This window comes from Paenibacillus sp. FSL P2-0121, from assembly GCF_037975345.1.
Lineage (GTDB): Bacteria > Bacillota > Bacilli > Paenibacillales > Paenibacillaceae > Paenibacillus_AQ > Paenibacillus_AQ odorifer.
In genome coordinates, this window is record NZ_CP150245.1 from 3,567,168 (window position 1) to 3,586,859 (window position 19,692).

At 43.6% G+C, this 19,692-nt stretch carries 12 protein-coding genes; 10 read left to right on the plus strand and 2 right to left on the minus strand.

The annotated features are described in order from the left end of the window. The first annotated feature begins 43 nt into the window (after nucleotides 1-43). The 3 genes from MKY54_RS15830 to MKY54_RS15840 are packed head-to-tail and all read left to right on the plus strand — an operon-like array spanning nucleotide 44 to nucleotide 6,263. On the plus strand, nucleotides 44-1,141 hold the full coding sequence (locus MKY54_RS15830; RefSeq protein WP_339187008.1) for a hypothetical protein: 1,098 nt from the start codon (nucleotides 44-46) through the stop codon (nucleotides 1,139-1,141). A gap of 25 nt (nucleotides 1,142-1,166) precedes the next feature. Then, a complete protein-coding gene (locus tag MKY54_RS15835; RefSeq protein WP_339187010.1) occupies nucleotides 1,167-6,092 on the plus strand; it encodes an S-layer homology domain-containing protein in 4,926 nt (1,641 codons plus the stop codon). 30 nt (nucleotides 6,093-6,122) lie between these two features. Continuing rightward, nucleotides 6,123-6,263 carry a hypothetical protein gene (locus tag MKY54_RS15840; RefSeq protein ID WP_339187011.1) on the plus strand — a complete coding sequence of 47 codons (141 nt, stop codon included), beginning with the start codon at nucleotides 6,123-6,125 and terminating at the stop codon, nucleotides 6,261-6,263. A 117-nt stretch (nucleotides 6,264-6,380) separates the two neighbouring features. On the opposite strand, the gene MKY54_RS15845 is transcribed toward MKY54_RS15840, so the two are convergent. Together MKY54_RS15845 and MKY54_RS15850 are read right to left on the minus strand one after the other, a co-directional pair. After that, entirely contained in the window at nucleotides 6,381-9,122 is a 2,742-nt protein-coding gene (locus MKY54_RS15845; protein WP_339187012.1) for a hypothetical protein, read from the minus strand. Nucleotides 9,123-9,190: 68 nt separating this feature from the next. Then, nucleotides 9,191-10,087: a 2-dehydropantoate 2-reductase N-terminal domain-containing protein gene (locus MKY54_RS15850; protein ID WP_339187013.1), complete on the minus strand. Its 897-nt coding sequence runs from the start codon at nucleotides 10,085-10,087 to the stop codon at nucleotides 9,191-9,193. 161 nt (nucleotides 10,088-10,248) lie between these two features. Between MKY54_RS15850 and MKY54_RS15855 the strand changes: the two genes are divergently transcribed. The 7 genes from MKY54_RS15855 to MKY54_RS15885 all read left to right on the plus strand — a co-directional run bounded on the left by MKY54_RS15855 (nucleotide 10,249) and on the right by MKY54_RS15885 (nucleotide 19,555). Further along, on the plus strand, nucleotides 10,249-10,827 hold the full coding sequence (locus MKY54_RS15855) for a TetR/AcrR family transcriptional regulator (protein ID WP_076278503.1): 579 nt from the start codon (nucleotides 10,249-10,251) through the stop codon (nucleotides 10,825-10,827). A gap of 476 nt (nucleotides 10,828-11,303) precedes the next feature. Further along, complete coding sequence (locus tag MKY54_RS15860) at nucleotides 11,304-11,867, plus strand: TetR/AcrR family transcriptional regulator (RefSeq protein ID WP_076130598.1); 564 nt, start codon at nucleotides 11,304-11,306, stop codon at nucleotides 11,865-11,867. Nucleotides 11,868-11,940: 73 nt separating this feature from the next. Beyond that, complete coding sequence (locus tag MKY54_RS15865; protein WP_254848961.1) at nucleotides 11,941-13,128, plus strand: MFS transporter; 1,188 nt, start codon at nucleotides 11,941-11,943, stop codon at nucleotides 13,126-13,128. 5 nt (nucleotides 13,129-13,133) lie between these two features. Further along, nucleotides 13,134-14,339 (plus strand): FAD-dependent monooxygenase, encoded by a 1,206-nt coding sequence (locus MKY54_RS15870; RefSeq protein WP_076307833.1) that lies wholly within the window; start codon nucleotides 13,134-13,136, stop codon nucleotides 14,337-14,339. Between the two features lie 142 nt (nucleotides 14,340-14,481). After that, on the plus strand, nucleotides 14,482-16,224 hold the full coding sequence (locus MKY54_RS15875; protein ID WP_076278505.1) for a histidine kinase: 1,743 nt from the start codon (nucleotides 14,482-14,484) through the stop codon (nucleotides 16,222-16,224). Then, nucleotides 16,221-17,816: a response regulator gene (locus MKY54_RS15880; protein ID WP_076278506.1), complete on the plus strand. Its 1,596-nt coding sequence runs from the start codon at nucleotides 16,221-16,223 to the stop codon at nucleotides 17,814-17,816. The genes MKY54_RS15875 and MKY54_RS15880 overlap by 4 nt, the downstream gene beginning before the upstream one ends. Then, on the plus strand, nucleotides 17,813-19,555 hold the full coding sequence (locus MKY54_RS15885) for a hypothetical protein (protein WP_339187017.1): 1,743 nt from the start codon (nucleotides 17,813-17,815) through the stop codon (nucleotides 19,553-19,555). Before MKY54_RS15880 ends, MKY54_RS15885 begins: the two co-directional genes overlap by 4 nt. The last annotated feature ends 137 nt before the right edge of the window (nucleotides 19,556-19,692 follow it).

A 19,692-nucleotide genomic window follows, 5' to 3' on the forward strand; every position in this document is an offset into this window, starting at 1 on the left:
AATGAAAGCGCTTAACACCAAGGAAGAGAGGAGGAATCAATATATGACACTAAAACTTCATTCCAAAAGAAATCAGCTAATCGTTATTCTGACCGCTCTGTTAGCAGGAAGCCTGCTGCTGATTGGTGCGAAGAAGTTGCAAGATCCACAAGCAGAAGAAATGCTTCTGACCCTTAACGGGCAGGAGGCCACAGCAGCGGAGTTCAACTGGCATCTTCAAATGAATCGGGCACTGATTGTTGATTATTTTAAACAAACTTACAACGCCGACTATTCAAAAGACTTCTGGTCTGCCTACTATTCCGGCGAAAATCCAATGCAGAAATGGATCAATACAGCTCAAACTCAGCTTTTGACGAAGCGGATGGAGCTACAGCTTGCTCAAGAAGCAGGAGTCGTAACGGATATCAGTTTTGAAGGTTTTCTCAAGGAAATGGAGCGCGAGAATAATCGGCGGAGTCAGGCAGCAGCGAATAAGGAGGTGGTGTATGGTCCTCTTCATCTGGAGGCGCAGGCCTATTTCAGTTATTACATGAGCAACCTTGAGGAAGCCACGATTGAGGCTATGCGCAGTAACGGAAGTATCGTGATTTCAGACGAACAGGTGAAATTGGAATATGCAGCAAATCTAATTGCGAAATATTCTCTGCCGGGAACGATTCGTCTGGAATGGGCAACGCTTCCCTTTGGCCCAGAAACAGAGTACAAAGATCAGCAAAAAGCCTTAGAAAGAATGGAAAAGCTCCATGCAATAGCAACAGCGACAGCAGCAACAGATTCTTCAGGCACAGGCTTCCAAGACCAGACAAAAGAGTTTGGCGTAAACGTTGGCGAGGTGAAAATAACAAGTGCTTCACGGCGAACAGCAGCTCTGGAAAATCCAAAGGTATTGCTTACCGCAGAGCAACTGGCGCCGGGAGAGATTAGCAGTTTGTTTGCTGAAAATGGGGCTATCCATCTACTTTACTGCCTGTCGGCAGATGATGCAGTTGTTCAACCGCTCGATCATGCGAAGGATGCCATCGCACTGAATTTGGCGCAGCAGAAGTATAGATCCATTGTGGACGAAAAGCTGTCCGAAGCTGTCGTGGAATGGAATTACCCGATGGCTGAAGGTCTCGCAAACCAAACCATCCAATAAATGTTCAAGGGGGAATAATACAATAATGTTCAAAAAACTCGCAAAATCACTGCTTATAATGGTGCTGATCTTCACAGCGGTGCTTCCCGTAATGGGCGTTTCTGCCCATTCTGAAGAGGCGAATGCCGATGATTTCTCAACCCTACCGGCAGCGGAACACAGGTCCGAGAACTGGCTGATTGACAGTAGTAATCCTCAATTTTTCGGAGGAGATGCAGCCCGGCTGGTCAGAACCTCCACGGAGACTGGCTATGCCATTTACTCTTTGACTGGAGTTCAGTCGTTTACGCTTCAAGCGTATTATTTCTCTGGTTCCACGGCTGTTATCAAGTTCTACGGATCGCCAGATGCAGATATCTGGACGGAGCTTCCAGCCATCAACGACAGTCCAACCGCAACCGGTTCTGGCTGGTACGGAACAGTATATACACCCTTGGGGGCGCTGCCGGATGGTGTCAATTATCTCAAAATTGAAGTCAGTGGTGACCTCGATACCTGGCTGATGCAGCTTGGGCACCTTACGCTCTCCAATGTGTCGCTTGCACCACAAACGATTGTTGATGAGCTTGACGACATTGCACAGCTTTATACACACAGTACAAATTGGTCTTTAGATACAAGCAATCCCGCTTTTTTTGGTGGAGATCATTCTCGTGCGGTGAGAACAGCAGACTCAGCAGAATCACTCGTGTACCATTTGCATAATCTGCAACATTTCACAGCCCGCATGCATTCCTTTGCCGGGTCTAGCGGGACTATCAAGTTCTATGGTTCGGCGGATGCATCCACTTGGACAGAACTTTCTGCTGTTCATGAACCTCCACAGGCCACTGGTGATGCGGCTTGGACCGGGACGAATTATACTCCGGCACAGGGGATTCCTTCCGGACTTCATTACTTAAAAATAGAACTTAGCGGTGATTCCGCACCCTGGCTGATGCAACTAGGATCGGTCACCTTATCCAACCGCTTGCCTGGAGATGGAGGGAGCAGCGGTGGAGACGGAGAATATTATGTGGATTCATTTGCAGGCAGCGACAACAACGATGGAAAAACACCGGAGACTGCCTGGAAGACCTTTTCTATAGTGAATCAGACTACCTTTGAGGCTGGGGATCGGATTTTATTAAAGAAGGGTGGAATCTGGAACGAACAATTATATCCTAAGGGCAGCGGCACAGATGAAGAACCGATTACAATATCTGCCTATGGGAGTGGAAGCAAACCGATTATCAACGGTGGAGGCATGGCCGGAGCAGCTGTATACCTACGTAACGCCTCGAACTGGGTGATTCGGGATCTTGAAGTCACTAATTATGCTTCCGAGAGGGGAACTGTTTACCGGGAAGGTATTATGGTGGAGAATGCTAATGGAGGAACATTAAGTAATATCCGCATTCAGGATAACTATGTCCATGATGTATCAAGCAGTTTCCGTTATCCGACGGTTTCCGGAGCCGAAGGTGGCCCGCATGCGTTTGGAGGTATCTCCGTATATGTGGGCGGAACGACGGGCACGGACAAGTTCGAATGGGTATGGATCGAGGGCAATACAGTGGAACGGATAGGCCGGACCGGTATTGTGGTATGGGATCAGCGTTTTAACGGAGCAGACTATGCTACGGTCAATGTTACGATCCGTGGAAATTATGTCAAACAAGCCGACAGCGACGGTATTCTCACCTTCGGTGCGGATGGAGCGGTGATTGAGCATAACATAGCGGAGGAAGGCGGAAATTATTCCGAAGAAGGCGAGTTTAACGGCTCTGCCGCAATTTGGCCGACTCGCGGCAAGAATAATATCGTCCAGTTCAATGAGTCTTTTAACACGAACAAACCAGAGGGAGATGGTCAGGGCTTCAATCTGGATATCGATACGATGGACAGTGTGGTTCAATATAATTACAGCCATGGCAACAAAGGCGGATTCATGCTTTTTGTCGATGCCCGTTTGACTCCGGGAGTGCTGACAGGCTCCTCTAACAATGTAGTCAGATACAACATCAGCCAGAATGATCTAACGCATACGTTTAATTTTGCAGGCGGGGTTACGCCAGATACACAAATCTATAACAATACTATCTATATCGGAGCTGGGCAAAACACCAAAATTATCGATCATGAATGGGATGACGCAGGAAATATTAACGCTCCATATTCTTTTAGGAACAATCTGGTCTACAACCTTGGTCAAGGAGGTTATAATCTGCCAGGGGTGAACGGTAGCTTCGACCATAATCTATTATATGGCAACCATCCAGTAAGCGAGCCGGAAAATACCAATCCTATCACAGCAAATCCACTCTTAGTTGCTCAGGGCACCGCCGGAATGGGCTGGAATACAGTGGACGGTTACAAGCTGAGAGAGGGGTCTCCTGCACTTGGGGCCGGTGCTGTCATTGCAGACAACGGTGGGCGGGACTACTGGGGCAATCCCGTTTCAGCAGCAACTCCACCGAATATTGGAGCTTATAATGGACCCGGACTTGATCCTGCTACTCTTCCAGAAGCCCCTGTAGATGATCTGCGACTATATTTTCAAGGTTTAAAAATTGCTCCTCATATTACAGATGGTAATAACGGCGGCATGTCGCTACAACTTCAATTTACGAACAATTCCAGTGTGGATCCTCTGAGAATTAAAAAGATTTCCTGGACCCTAGGGGAAGAGACTGGTCAGATCAGCGGTAGTGAATCGCAATTGTCTGAAATTGCCCCAAATAGTGGATTTACTTATTCAATTCCACTGCCGGGATTCTCTGAAGGGGTTAAATATCCTCTTGAGTTGACAGTTGACCTTGAAGGTTATGAGACAGTTCACCTCAAGCAAAACATAGATATTAACCGGATGCAGCATCAGTCCGATACACGAAGTCCAGCTCTGATTGATCTTGCGGACGGAACCCCTTTGCTCAACGGATATAAGGGTGCGGATGATCTTAGTGGAACAGCGCAACTACGCTGGGATGAAGAACACATTTATTTGACCGCTGATATCCGCGATGATGTATTCAGCCATAATGCCGCCGGGATTAATATTTGGCAAAATGACAGTATTCAGTTCAGTCTTGCTCCCGGTGTACCGGGCGATAGTCAATCCTGGTATGAATACGGAATCTCGCAAACACCAGAGGGGCCGCAAATATATCGTTGGCTGTCCATGAAAGGTGCAGCTACCGGAGTGTTGACTAAGGGAACTTTAAGTGTGACCAGAGATGAGGCGACCAAGGTTACCTCATATGCACTGGCACTACCTTGGAGCGAAATAAGCCCGATCCGTCCAGCGGCGAGCGATATCTTAAGCTTCTCCATGCTGGTTAACGATAATGATGGCGCGGGTCGAAAAGGATATATTGAATGGGGATCAGGCATTGGCGCTGCGAAGGACGCCTCACTTTTCCGCACCTTCCAGTTTATGAACGTAGAAGGTGAAGAAGAGACACCACTGAGTGATAATGCCGATTTGAGCGTTTTGAGTATGGACGGTACAGACATCCCTGGGTTTGACCGTAAGAAACTGACCTATACAATAAATGTGCCCTTTTCCAAGACAGCGGTGGCTGTAACTGGGACACCTTCTGATGCAGAAGCCAAATTGACGGTAACAGGCGGAAGTGAGCTTAAGGTAGGAGATAACAGAATCGATGTTAAAGTTACCGCTGCGAACGGCATAACAACTAAGACATACACTTTGAATGTAGTGCGGAGTGAAGAAGGTGGGGGAACAGATACGCCCGGCAATTCGTCCGGCAGCAATAATAGTGGCAACACAAATGAGAGTAGTGGAGGAAAAATAGTTAATCCAGTGAATATAATTTCAGCGGGCCGTATTCGCATTCAGGGTTCACCCGGTGCTGAAGGAATGAAAATTGCACAGCTTCCCACAGGAGAACTCCAAAAAGCGATGAAGGGAGTGCAAGATGGAGCTTTAGTACTTGAGCTTGCTGAAGAGGATGCGACTGCCAGTGGTGTGGCTTTTCAAGTGCCCATTCCCGAACTAAAAGATAATGTTACTTCCCTAACTGTAAAAGCAGGTGCTGCCACAATAACACTTCCAATTAACACTTTAGGTGAGAATATTCCAGAGGGTGCCCGGCAGTTGGAGCTATCTATCCATTTTGTTGATGCGTCAACCCTTCCAGTTGCCTTAAAAGAGAAATGGAAAACGCATGCTTTGTTCCGGATCTCAATGACGGTAGACGGTAAGTCCAAAGAAACATTAAGCCCTTCTGCGGCAATGAAGGTATCATTTGGATATGAATTAAACCTTGGTGAAGTCCCACATCAAGCCATCGTCTACTCTGTTACCGGCGAGGGAGTGGCCGAAGTGGTCAAAAACTCCAAATACGTATCAGGAACAGGCAAAACAACGTTTACAACAAGGGATTTTGGACTCTATGCTGCAGCTAATGCAAATATCCACTTCTCCGATGTTGATTCAGGCTCCACAGTCATCTTGGAAACTTTGGCTTCCCGTGATCTTATTCATGGCACAGGCGGGGGCAAATTCGAGCCTGCCCGGCAAATTACAAGAGCGGAATTTGTTCAACTGTTAGTATCAGCGCTAGAACTTCAAGCCGAGAGTAGCAGTACTTTCAAAGATGTGAGTTCAAATGCTTGGTATTACCAAGCTGTCTCAACAGCTCAGGCGCTAAAGCTTGTTAACGGACGTAGCGAAGGCGTATTTGCCGCAAAAGAACCTATTTCCCGCCAAGAAATGGCTGTTATTCTGTTTCGCGCTCTGAGCTTAACTGCTCTCCAGTCGGATATCTCCGGCAAGGCAGCAACTTTTGCCGATGAGAATCAAATCGGTTCTTACGCGATGGATGCGGTTGAGTACCTGCGGGAGACAGGAATTGTCAACGGTTATACCGACGGTACCTTCAGACCACTGAGCCTGACCACACGTGCGGAAGCCGCTGCTTTAATTTACAGAGTAATGGAATTGTAAGCACCAAAGAAGAGCTAGAGCCAAGTTCACTTGGCTCCAGCTCTTTTTGCTTTCGGAAATGATCATTGGGATGGTGACGGCAGCTTCAAAATCACGATGAATCTGGCTGAGCTGGCGAACAGCAGCGGGATCACACGTAGCAAAGAAATGACCGTAGTCGTTAAGGAATAGAACAGGGACAAAAAATAACAAATTTAGGAAACCAGTCGCCGAAAAAACAGGGATGACTGGTTGCCTTTTTTGTATTATAAAATGCAATATAAGGGGAATGGAATCTTGAATATTCCTTTAATTACTATACTTTTTCAAAGCATCTGCCATATCCAATTTATATTGATCTACTTTTTTTAAATTATCGATCGTTGCTACAACCATTTGGAAAAGATACTCAGATGTTCCTCCTAATTTTAGATTGTTACGTATTAAATTCATTACAATGTCCAAAACGATTGATGACGGAATGAGGACATCTGTAAGTCTAAACGTATGAGAAAAGGATTGTGACCCTAAAGGCCATGGTAAGTCAATCGAAAAAGAAACCGGCACTTTAATATCCAATTTGAAATTTTTCATATTTAAACCTTTTTCAAGTTGATTCTGGATCTCCCCAAAAATATAATCGTTAAAAATCTCAGAAAATTTTGTAAAAGTAAAGTTGGAAACGTCTCGGCAAAGATCCACGAGCTTACGAGGATTGAACTTGATTTCTTTCACTGTCATAACAACAGGAGGGATGATTGCTTCTTGAATTATAGCTTCGACTGCTCCTCTTAACCCTTTGAAAAATTCATCTTTTACTTTACCGGCACCGATTAGAGAAAAAATGTTAAACGTTAATACGTCAGCGGCTTTTTCAGCGATTTCCATTACTGGTTCAATCAGTTCTTTCATTAGTTTTTCTTGCATCAGCTTAGTTATGAAGTCGGTAATAGTATTTAATATCTTGGCTATTTCATTTAGCCAGCGTTCGATTATGGCGAGTAGTTCATCGATCAAGGCTTGAAACAACGCTGGAATCAGTTTTAGAGCGAATTGAATCATATGATCAGTTAAATGATTTATCAATATTTTGGCTATTGCTTCTATTTCAGCCATTTGAGGCATCCACATCGGATCGCTTTGCAAATGGTTGGCAAAGTCCACGGCGTTACCTTTTATTGGAGTAAATATGTTTAAAGCATTCTCAAAAAGCTGTTCTTGTTCTTCAGGTGTCAAAGGCGCTACCATTTCCGCAATAATTTTAACAGCTGCCTCCAACGGTTTCTTTAAAATATCTTGAGCTCCAAGTGGTCCAAGAACATTTGCAGCCTGACCTGCAGCTTCGCGAAGAAGACCCTCTATTTGTTTATTAACTGAAGTCTGAATTCCGTCCATAACATGAATTACGCTTCTTCCAAGCATTGTGAGTAATACGCTGGATAATGCTTCTTGCATAGTTTTCATATCAAAATTTTGAAATCCATTAACGATCTCTGGAATCAGAACATCAGAAGTCAGTTGTATGCAGGGAATCAGGGCTTGCTCAAACAGTATCTTAATCTCTTCCTCGCCAGCCAAAGTGTTCGAGATTGCAGTTTTTCTAGCACTTATTTCCGTATCCACATAATGATCGAAAGCTTGGTTTATGGCTCCAAGCGTTGATCTATAAGAGTTTTCCCCTGTAGTCGAAGGAAATGAGGGACTAAATAAGAACTTCATTGCATCTTGGGCAGTTCCTGAAACGGCAGGTTTCAGAATTGCTGCTATCTCCCGAACGCTATCTACATGTTGAATGGCAATCGTCAAAGGTTTATCAAGTTGAAATGAAAGAAGATCACCCTGGTTCAAATTTGTGTCAGACGGACGGTTCAAATCTGTATTAATTGCACTTTTGACAGCGGGAGGAGGTTGGTAAGACAATTGTGCCGTAAAAGTAGGGATGGTTGCTTTATCTGCCGCTTCCACTGCAAGGGGGAGCAACAAAGCTGATACCCACAAAGCAGAAATACTTCGGACAAACTCCCTCTTAAGCTGCTCGTTTTGAATTAATGCTGATAATGAGTCTAAACGAACAAAGATTTCATGGTTATCCGGCACTAACTGAAAAGAATTAAAACCTTTCAGGGTTTGAATGACTTCTGTGGTTTGTTCAGCTGGTAAAGAAGCAAGGCCAAGTAAACGAAGGATCTCTTCCTTAAAGAACACATTCATAGTCAAGAAGAACAACGATTGGAATTGCCCCCCAATAAATGTAAGAACGGTTTGCGCTAGTTTTTCGGTATTGCTCCCGGTACCTTCATTTAATTGTCTACTGACCTCATAGGCTGATTTCACTCCTATCCTAAGCATAGTACCGAGCATTAATGCTTGTTCCTGCTGTGTGTCAATAGCTTTATTAACAATGCCCTCAATTAAGCCGTTCCCATAACGATTGACCAGTTTTGCAGGATCGGGGAATTTAAAATTGATGCCACCTCTATAGCCACCCCCCGCAATAAATCCCATTCCCGCCTCATAGACAAATTGGAATCCAGATTCCCCTAGAGTAGCTGTCTTATGTAAATTACCAAGCATAACAAAATTGGCATACGCCATAAAACCAACCGCAAATTGGGCATACAAATAACCTTCGAGCTCTGATTCTTCTAACAATAGCTCAATCAATTCACCGGATAAACCATTTCCTGACGGTTTATTCTTCAGGATTTTCAATAACTCTTTAACGGTCATATTCATGCTTAATCCTGCCGCTACCGCCGCTTTAAGAACGGCTTGAAGTCGTCCAGCTAGCCCGGCTTCGTCGAATAGATCCAGGGGCGTTTGTATCTGTACTTGGAGAAGAAGTGAAACTTCGGCACTCCCCAATATTTTTAATTCAGCCCATTTATTTAATAAATTATTGATTTGTGCCATAGCCTGTGCGCCTAACTTATAGTTCATTCCTCTTCTCAAGCTACCCTGGCCCGCAACTAAGGTCTGTCCCTGAATATTTCCCCAGTTTTGAGTTGTTGTACTTTGTTGAAAGATCTGCTGATCTTGATTCAGTGGCAATCTAACACCTCCATATTTACGTTGTTTTAGTATTTAGTAATATGGGCTATGAACTCATTTGATAACTTTTATGGAAAAATTTGCTTGGACAAAAACGAAAACTTCTCATGAAACTTTTCATCCAATAACATTATTTCTGCTTTTCTGCTGATAGCTTGGTTTCCAAACTTAACATCAATGATAAATTCATCACTCAGCATCTGCCGATACCGGGATATAATCTCTTCTTCCATCAATTCTCCCATTGACTTCGTTTCGGTCGGGATTACAGGGATTCCAGCTTGCTCTACCAAGTGAAGATTTTGTTTGATATCTGTAGCTACTTTGCTAAGAATGCTTTCACTTATTGCTGTCTCAATATCTACCATTCCTTCATTCGTATAAAAATGCTTGTTGACTGCAGCGAGTGCAGCATGTGAAACATGAAAGGCTTGAATATCTTTTTGTATTTCATAATGCATTTCAGCTGTTTCGAATATCAAAGCAAGCTCCTTAACTCTTTCGGTCGTTTGTCCATTTATTTCACCAAAATAAGTTTTGGAACCAAATTGAGCGTATAAAATATCCTCTTTAATGTCTCCACCTGCACCAGGGAAACCTGGAAGTAACCGATCACCTACGATCTCTAGCCAGGAATTATAACCAATAGTGTTGGTCAGTGTAATTATTGTTTTGCTCTGATTATTTTTGATCGCAGACAGGGCAGATTCTGCCTGATCATATCGTACAGGAACAAAGATAAAATCATAGATGTCATCATCTGCAAGCTTTTCGACCGTCTTAATGGATAGTTGCTTTATCATTCCGTTGTCGTTGTATCTCAAACCCTTCCGCTTAAGTTCATCCAGCCTTTTTCCCCGAGCCAGTAAAGTGACGTCAAACCCCGATTGTGCAAATCTAAGAGCGTATAAACTGCCAATCACACCCGCCCCAAAAATTAGAAGTCTATTTTGTTTTATGTTCACTATTATCATTCCTTCCGACTAACTAGACACTGATTGTTTAAGCAACATCTGTTTGATAAGATAATAGTATGGCAAGTTTATGCTTACAACCGTCAGTGTAAGAAAAGAGTTGCATAGACAACAAATTCCGATAATTGATGTTTTAGAAAGGGGATATTCAGATGGTACATCAAGAAGATCCGAGAGTAATACGGACTCGCCTGTTAATAAGAGAAGCTTTCAGAAATCTTTTACAGACTAAAGGATTTGATTCAATGACAATAAAAGATATCTCACAGAAAGCTACGATAAACCGGGCTACTTTTTATGCTCATTATGAAGATAAATATGCATTACTCGATGAATTTACAGAACAGTCTTTTCATCAAATGATTCCTGAACAAGTAATAAATGCACGGGAGTTTTCAGATGAAATATGTAACCAGCTGATCTTGTTGACTCATCAGTACATCGTTGATTTTTATCAGAAATGCAGAATGGATTCCAAATCCATTGCTAAGCTGGTGGATGAGAAAGTAAAAAATATGCTGCAGCAAATCATTGAAAACATATTTCTGAGAGGGGATAAATACGATATTGCAGACCGCCAACATACAAAGATCATTTCAGCAATGACAGGTTCAGCGATCTATGGCGCTGCATTTTCTTGGTTAATTGAGGGGGAGGCTGATCAGACCGATTTACTTGTGGACATTGTTCGTCCTTATGTAATGAGTGGCCTGGGACTCTTGATAAGATAGAATAGGAGCGCTTACAAGTATTACTCTCGGGACAAATCCCACGAAAATTAAAATTTAATCACTTCGCCAAGATTATTTATTTTTTATTATGTTTATAGTTGATAAAATCAAGAGAAAAAGAACAAAGAAAAAACAATGATTAACTTAGCTTTGATATCCATGATTTATATGTGAAAATTTAAATAAAAAGGATCATATTGTACATATCGCACATAATTAATCAGTCATCGAATCCTTAATTGCAAATATCCACGAAAACTAACGCTTCGGACCATTCCGAAGCGTTAATTTTTGTATGCGCAAGTTATGTTTCGTCATCTACCGCATGCCTAAATCCAGAAAATAATAATTTTCAAATTAACTATTTTAAATTTTATGAAAATGATATAAGATAGTGTAACAAATGAAACGATACGTATCGTTCTATAATTACATCCTTTTAATAACTTAAATAACATCTAGGAGGTGAAATGAATATGAACGTGAAAAACAAAGAACCTCGAAGTAAAAAAGAGATTCTTACTGCAACACTTGAAATGTTAGAATCCAACAGTTATTCATCTTTAACGATTGAGGCGATTGCAGCACAAGCTGGAGTAGGCAAAACAACAATCTATAGATGGTGGGAAAATAAAGCGCGTCTTGTACTGGACGCTTTTCTAATGACCGTAGAATCAGAGTTTGAATTTGATAGTAATAAATCCATTCAGGATAACTTCAAACAACAGCTTGAAGCTTTAGCTCGTATCCTCAATAGCAAAATCGGGAAATCCACTTTGACTATAGTTACAGAGAGCGAAGAAATCGCGAAAGATTTTTACGTATTGTTTTTAATGACAAAAAGAAATGAAGCCAAACAATTACTCCAAGCAGCCATAGATATGGGAGAATTGAAACCAACAATCAACCTGGATATAACTTTAGATCTGCTTTATGGTCCCATATACTTTCAAATTCTCATCTATAAACAAATTCCGGATGCGGATTACATAAACGATTTGTTGATCCATGTCTTGGAAGGCATCACTATTGCAAATTAATAGTAAACCGGGGGATATTTACTTTATGAATCAGACGATAGACGTTCAGAATTACAATAAGAACTATTCATTAATGACGATTATTTTATTTTGGTGTGGATTAGTTATTTTAACTAGCATGTATATTACAATTCCATTATCCGAAGTATTTTCACATGCCTTTCAGATTAGCTCGAGTGAGGCGGCTTGGATTGGGAGTTCATTTTCTCTTTGTTATGCTCTGGGCTGTCTTTTGTATGGACCTTTTTCAGACAGATATGGACGTAAAGTATTTTTAGTAGCCAGCATTATTGGGTTAACCGTAGTTACGCTTGCATTAGGATTTGTGGATAGTTTTTACGGGCTTATTATGCTCAGAGGAGTGCAAGGCCTAGTGGCTGCTGCTTTTGCACCTATTGCGCTAGTGTATGCAGGGGAGATGTTCCCGCCTCATAAAAGACTAACAGCCGTCGGATTTATAAGCTCAGGACTGTTAATGGCAGGTATAGTAGGCCAGGTTTTTAGTGGGATTGTTAACGAAGCTCTTGGCTGGCGTGCTATTTTCTTTATTTTGGGGATTGTGTATGGTATTACTTCAGTGATAGTAATGAGGTTCCTTCCTAAAGATGAAATGCTAAGACCGAAAGAAAATGTTCTGCGGAAGTTTAAACAAATGACAATTCTGCTAAAACAATCACAATTGCTTTTGGCTTTTGCGATAACCTTTATGCTTCTATTAACTTTAGTTGGCATGTACACCGTTTTGGGAAGTTATTTAAGCTCAGCTAAGTTTGGTCTTTCCTCACAGGATATCCTTTATATTCGTGCATTTGGAATCGCGGGGATGCTTTTATCACCCTTTTCCGGAAGAATTGCTCAAAAACTTGGAATGGCCGCTGTTCTAAGGGGAGGCTTAGCTTTAGCTGCAATTGGGTTGCTTGCTCTAGGTTTTAGTACGAACCTGCCACTTCTTGTCCTAATGAGCGTTGTATTTGTGGCTGGTATCGCGCTGGTAACTCCCGTTATCATCTCAATCGTCAGTCAATTAGGGGGAAATGCAAGAGGGTCTGCGATTTCATTCAATGCATTTATTCTATTCCTAGGCGCTAGCACAGGCCCGATATTAGCTTTAAAATTACTAAAAACAGAAAATTATTCGTTATCCTTTACTATATTAGGTTCTATTCTTTTATTAGGTTTTTTAATCTCTCTTTTTCTTAGATTATCGGCTAGGGTTCCAGTAGTGAAAAATGAACGGGCTGCTACTTTACCCACAGAGTGATAGGAATGAATAAAGAAACGGAGATTTGCATTGTTGGTGGTGGACCTTCTGGTCTCTTTCTAGGGCTGCTGTTAGCCAAAAACGGAATTAGAGTTACCGTACTGGAAAGTCAAACAAGCTTTAATCGCAAGTTCAGAGGAGAAGTTCTTCAGCCTCGATTTGTAAGGCTCATGAAAGAGTTGAATCTGGAACAGCGTCTTGAAAAGTATGAGCATATAAAATTATTTAATGCTGAAATATGGAATAATAAGAAATATATCACTCAAATTGATTATGAAAAAGAAATGCCGGAGGGACCTTACGCAATTAAAATAAAACAATCCGTCCTGTTAACTTTTCTTTATGATCTGGCAAAGGATTATAGTAATTTTGAGCTCATTTTTAACGCAAAGGTCACTTCAACTATTAAAAGTGCAAATCGAACAGTCGGAGTAAACGCCTTAGTAGATGGACAAATGACTGCGATCCATGCTTCTTTAGTAGTCGGAGCGGATGGACGGATGTCCACGGTTAGGAAGACAAGCGATTTTTCTTTTAAGTATAAAAAAGAAGATTTTGATTTAATCTGGTGCAAAATATCGACTAATGAGTTCAAGCTAAATCAAAAACTCCTTTTCAGATTGTCTGATTTTAGTAACTTCATAGGGCTTCCTTATTCCTCTGATTGTGTGCAGATAGGTTTTACAATGAAGAAAGACCAATGGAATTCCATAAAAAGCAAAGGCATCGAACCATTAAAGCTTGAATTCATAAAGGCCTTTCCTGAGCTTAAAGAAGACATTGAAAAGATCATTGATTTCAAATCGTTTGTTTCTATCCAATCAGAAACTTTCATGGTGGACAATTGGCATAATAAGGGTTGTATTCTAATCGGTGATTCTGCACATTGTTCCTCACCACTCGGAGCTATCGGATTGTCCTTGGCTTTTGAAACAGCGCTGGTCGCTGCTGAACTTATTGTTGCATCAAAATTAGAGCTAAATCACAAGTGTTTAGATCGTTTGCAGCCCATTCGTAATCGGGAAATTCGTTTTGTGCATTTTGCTCAACAGTTGATAATCAGCATGGCCGTTAAATCCCCTAAAGGGGTTAAAAAATTCTCGCTAGCCTGCATGAAACTGATGGGAAATAGCAGGATCGCAAGATATTTAATGCGGAGATTCTTTTTGGGGAGTCCTAAAATAACGGTTGATAATGCCTTCAAATTTTAACGCAGCCTCATTCCTAAGTAGAGTTCATTGGGAATGAGGTTATTTTAATTTGCTGAAACGCAAAGAATTTGTATAGAAAACGCTTTCTATACATTGTAAAATACAGGTTGAGGTGTAATTACAAAACAAGGATGGAAATCCCATGCGGATCAAATTTAATATTTTTCAGAAAATGTTATTGTTGTTGCTGATTCTGCTAACTCCGGTCGTGGCGCTGTACTATTATTCTACCTCTAAGAGCATCAACGTCATACAGGAGGAGCTTATCAAAGCCAGCCTGAACCGGATGGAGCTTTTCGTGGCACAACTGGATGCCAGCATTGAGAAGTTCGACTTAGTCTCCGCACCTATGCTCGTTGACACGAACGTGCTGGAATACCTTTACAACCTCAACATGAGCGATTATTCCCTAATGAAGACAAGGCTGCTGATCCAAGAGAAGTTGTCGCTGGCCAGCGCATCGGGCAACTGGCGCAATGACGTGACCGTCTATTTCCCGCAACGAGACGATAGTATTTCTTCTTCCCCCTCCTATGAATATGACCTTAAAGAGTTTGATAGCCGATTTTCGCTAGGGTGGAGCTACAGCGAAGATTTGGAAATTGGCTCCGGTTTTACTCGAACTTATGTCACTACGGGTTACAAACCAGCCCGTCCGGACGATCTGGATGTTGCCGTTCGCATTAACCTCTACAAGTGGAGCTTTGAAAATTTGCTTGATACCTACAAATCTGGTCACTCTGACAACCCGTTTTTTTACAAAGAAGGACATGCCATCATCGCCAGCCGATCCGCAGATGGGCCCAAGATGGACCAAATTATCGCGGAATTAGGCGACAGGATCAATAGCCGGGATTCAAGTTTTTTAATTCATTCCTTCGACGACAGGCCTTATCTGATTACCTATTATTATTCCAATATTCTTGAGTGGCATCTCGTCGATTCTGTTCCACTTAACCAGATTATCGGACCTATCAAGCAACAGAGGTTATTATTTGGAGCTTCTTCGATTATTTTGCTCCTATCCTGTATTACCGCCGCGTCTGCTTTGTACTGGAACGTACATCGACCTATCTTCCAACTTGTGCGTGCGGTGCAGCGGATTAAGGAAGGCGATTACGCGTACCGGCTACCGAAGAAATCAAACAATGAATTCACGTTCCTGATGCAGAACTTTAACGAGATGGCGACGCAGATCCAAGATCTCATCGAGAATGTCCTACAATCGCGTATCCTTGCGCGCGATGCCACGCTAAAACAGCTACAAGCACAGATCCATCCTCATTTTCTGTACAATTGTTTGGGTTTCATCATTAATATGACCAAAATGGGAAAGAATCGGGCAGTTATAGACATGGCGTATCATCTGGCCGACTATTACCGGTATACGACGCGAATGGATAATCAAGGAGTCAGCCTGGGTGAAGAACTGGCGTTCGTGCGTATTCACCTCGAGATTCTACGGCTTCGCAATGAGACACTGTCCTACAGCATCGAACTGCCTGAAGAGTTGGCGGAGCTGCGAATTCCCCGGCTTCTTATTCAACCAATCGTGGAGAATGCGATCGTGCATGGACTTGAGAACGTCGAATATCCAGGCCGGGTTGAAATTAGAGTTTACGTCAATGAAGACCAATTGCACTTGGAAGTGGAGGATAACGGAAAAGGATTAAATAAAGAACGGATGGACCAACTGCAAATGGAGCTTCATATTCCGGCCAGCGAATATGCAGGCTGCGGTCTTTGGAACGTATATCAAAGACTGCAAGGCAACTTCGGTTCAGACGCTCAAATTGAGTTTTGCCCGTCCAGACTGGGTGGTCTAAACGTGAGGCTGAATTGGAGACAGGGGATGAAAGAAGAAACGAAGGAGGAAGAGCATTGAATAGCCTGCTTGTAGTTGATGACGAGAAACATTATGCGGACAGTCTGGCAGATACGATTCCATGGGAGACACTTGGTATCTCCCGCGTTTGGAAGGCTTACAGCGCGAGCGAGGCACTTGCTCTGATAGACTCCTTCCCCATTGACATCCTTATGACGGATATCCGTATGCCACGCATGAACGGCTTGGAACTGATTGAACAGGCCAGGCTTCGTATTCCAGGGCTGAAGTGCCTGCTGCTCACAGGTTATGCGGACTTCGATTACGCCCGAAAAGCGATTGAGCTGCAAGCGCTCGATTACCTGATGAAGCCCGCGAAGGACGAGCAGCTACTTACGGCAATGGGCCGGATCATTAAGCAGCTTGAGCAGGAGCGATCAATCGAACAGGGCTTCCGTATCTACCGAGACAATAGTGCAGAACTGAAAGCAGGGTTGTTGCTCAAAGTGCTCAGCGGAAATCTGAATGGCAAGGCGCTTGCGGAGAAGTTAAAGCTGTTTGACCTCCCTCTTCCAATACCAGGTCATGTCTCGATGTGCCTTGTTCGGTTGGGTTCCCCTTTCGACGGACAAGATCTCTATTCGCAGTCACTGATCCGGTTCGCGGTAACAAACATGCTGGAAGAATTGCTGATGGACCGCTATGACTGCTGGTCGGCTGCGGATGATGAAGGAAACCTGCTCGCTCTGGTATACGACCTATCAGGAGCACCACCCGAACCGGAATGGGTGCTTGAGCGGATAGAGCGATTAAAGAAAGAAGTACAGCGTTTGCTTAAAGGTGAAATTTCTGTAGGAGAAACCGACTGTCTATTCCCGGAAGAACTGCAAGCTAGTTATATGACAGCTAAATCACGATTGGATAGTGACAGTTTTTCGGATGGGCAGGTGCCAGAGCGGAATGAAGAGGAAGCGCGTCTTATGCGCAAGCTCTATGAAACGCCTCTGCTGACACATCTTTTGGAAACGGAGCAATGGGAAGCGGCGGAAGCTAAGATCCGAGCGTTCGTGTCACCGCTTATGCATACGGGTTCACCTTACCTCATGCGCGACGTCTTTTTCTTTCTCTCCAATGCCTTCCAGTATATCGCGAATCGCAGTGGCAGGACGCTGGCCCAAATGCTCACTCCTGAGCAATCGGCTTTCGTAAAAGGAAAAGCAATGCTGCACGCGTCGCAGCTGGAAAGCTGGGCGCTCGACTTACTACGCACACTTCGCGATAAGCTAGGGGAGGAGACCGAGGACCACAGCCAGGTGATCGTCCGGAAGACGCAACTCTACATCCAGAAGGAGCTGGACAAGGACTTGTCACTTACTTTGCTGGCCAAACGCGTCTTCGTACATCCTAACCATCTGTCAAAAATCTTTAAGCAGTGTACAGGCACTACCGTATCCCAATATATTTACGAGCAGCGTATGCTCAAAGCCTGCGAGATGCTCAAGCATACAAATAATAAAATCTACCATATTGGTGAAAGCATTGGCTATCCCAATACTAACTGGTTTATTCGGAAATTCCGTGACTATTATCAGGTGACGCCGCAGGAATTCAGGGATAGATACCGATCGGGAATGGAGGGATTGGGCCGGTGAAAAAACAAAAAAGAAAGGCCATCTTTCTATGGGCAGTTCTGAGCGGAGTGCTGCTAGTTTCCGGCTGTTTAAGTAGCACAGGGAAAACGGCACAAAACAGTACATCCAATGGGGAAAAGATTCCGGTATGGGACTTTAAATACGATCCGCCTATAACGATCACAACAGGAATCGTAGACGAGAATCGGCCTAACGCATTCAAGCCAGATGAGAGCCTTACTGACAACGTGCATACCCGCTGGATGGAAGATAATCTGGGAATCGTCACGAAGTTTGATTGGATTGTCAGCAAGTTCGAAGATGCAGATACCAAAATTCGGCTCGCGCTGGCTGTGAATGGCAAGCTGCCGGACACCCTTAGCGCTGAAGGAGACATCCTGAAGTATCTGCTCAAAGCCGACAAGTTGCTTCCGCTGGATGATGCCATCGAGAAGTATGCTCATCCCAAACTTAAAGAGGCGCTGGAGAAGTACGCTTATACCATGGCAGAAGTGACCAAAGACGGCAAGATATATGGACTTCCCCGTTTTAGTGCAGGAGATGAGGGAACGGTCATGTGGATCCGTAAGGATTGGCTTGAGAAACTGTCGCTGAACCCGCCTACGACGATAAGTGAGTTGGAGAACGTGCTGAAGGCATTTTCTGAACAAGATCCTAATGGGAATGGCGAAGATGACGAAGTTGGTCTAGCGGTTCCGCTGAAGGAAGGTCCCTGGAGCTGGATGGGGCAGACAGATGCGATTGCCGGAGCTTTTTCTAGGCAGATGATTAGCACGTCTGACATCAAACTGTTCTGGAATGAAGACGAGAAGGGCAGCTTGATCTTTGGCGCCGTACACCCGGATGCTAAGAAATACCTGGAAACGATGGCGTCCTGGATGGCGAAGGGCTATATGGACAGGGATGCAGGCATGCAGGACCCGAGCCAAGCGTCCGAACTGGCGGTTAACGGAATGGCCGGTGTCATGTTCGGCCCGTTTTGGATGGGAGCCTGGCCGCTCGGCGATACAGTGAAGGTCGATCCCGAAGCGGCTTGGCAGGCTTACTCCCTTCCTGCCGGACCGGATGGGTTAAAGGGCAAGGCACAAAAGCCGTTGTACGGTATCTACACGGTGTTCAGCAAGGATTTCACGAATATGGAAGCCTGGTTCGCTTATTATAACAAGTTGCTTGCCAAAAATTTCGGCCCGGATGACCCGTACTTCGATCCCCGATTCGCACAAGGGTTTCACGAAGGTTACGATTATGTGATCATGAACGACAAGGTCATTACTGTCAATTTCGCGACTGAAGGCGTGCCAAATGATAAGTGGCCGCTTGCGGACGGGTCTTCAATGGATATGCGCTGGATGCTCTATCCGCTGACAGGTGGCGCTCCAGCCTTGCCTTATATGAATGCGGATGCAATCAGAAAATTATCTGAAAATTCGGAAGCCATAGTGACGACGCCGATCGAACAAGCCATTAAAGGTTTAAATTCGGCTCAACTTACGGCGGCTGGGGTGGCGATTGCCGAGCAGGGACTCGAAATCCCAAACCGATACCACGGACCTTTAACGGACGGGATGGAGAAACACGGAGTGTTCCTGCAGAAACTCGCAACGGAGAGTTATCTGAGCATCATTTATGGCGAGAAGCCGATCTCCTACTTTGATGAGTTCGTAGCCCAATTTTACAAGAATGGCGGCGACGTAATCACGAGAGAAGTAAATAATTGGTACATGGAAAACAAGCCATAATATTGTGGCTTGTTTTCTTCTATGTTCCGTTATTTCTTCTATATAACAGGATTAACTTCGTGAATTAAAATGATTTTATTAGAAAGCGTTTTCAAAAAAAGAGGTGATGGTATACGAAGTTAATCATAGAGTAACTC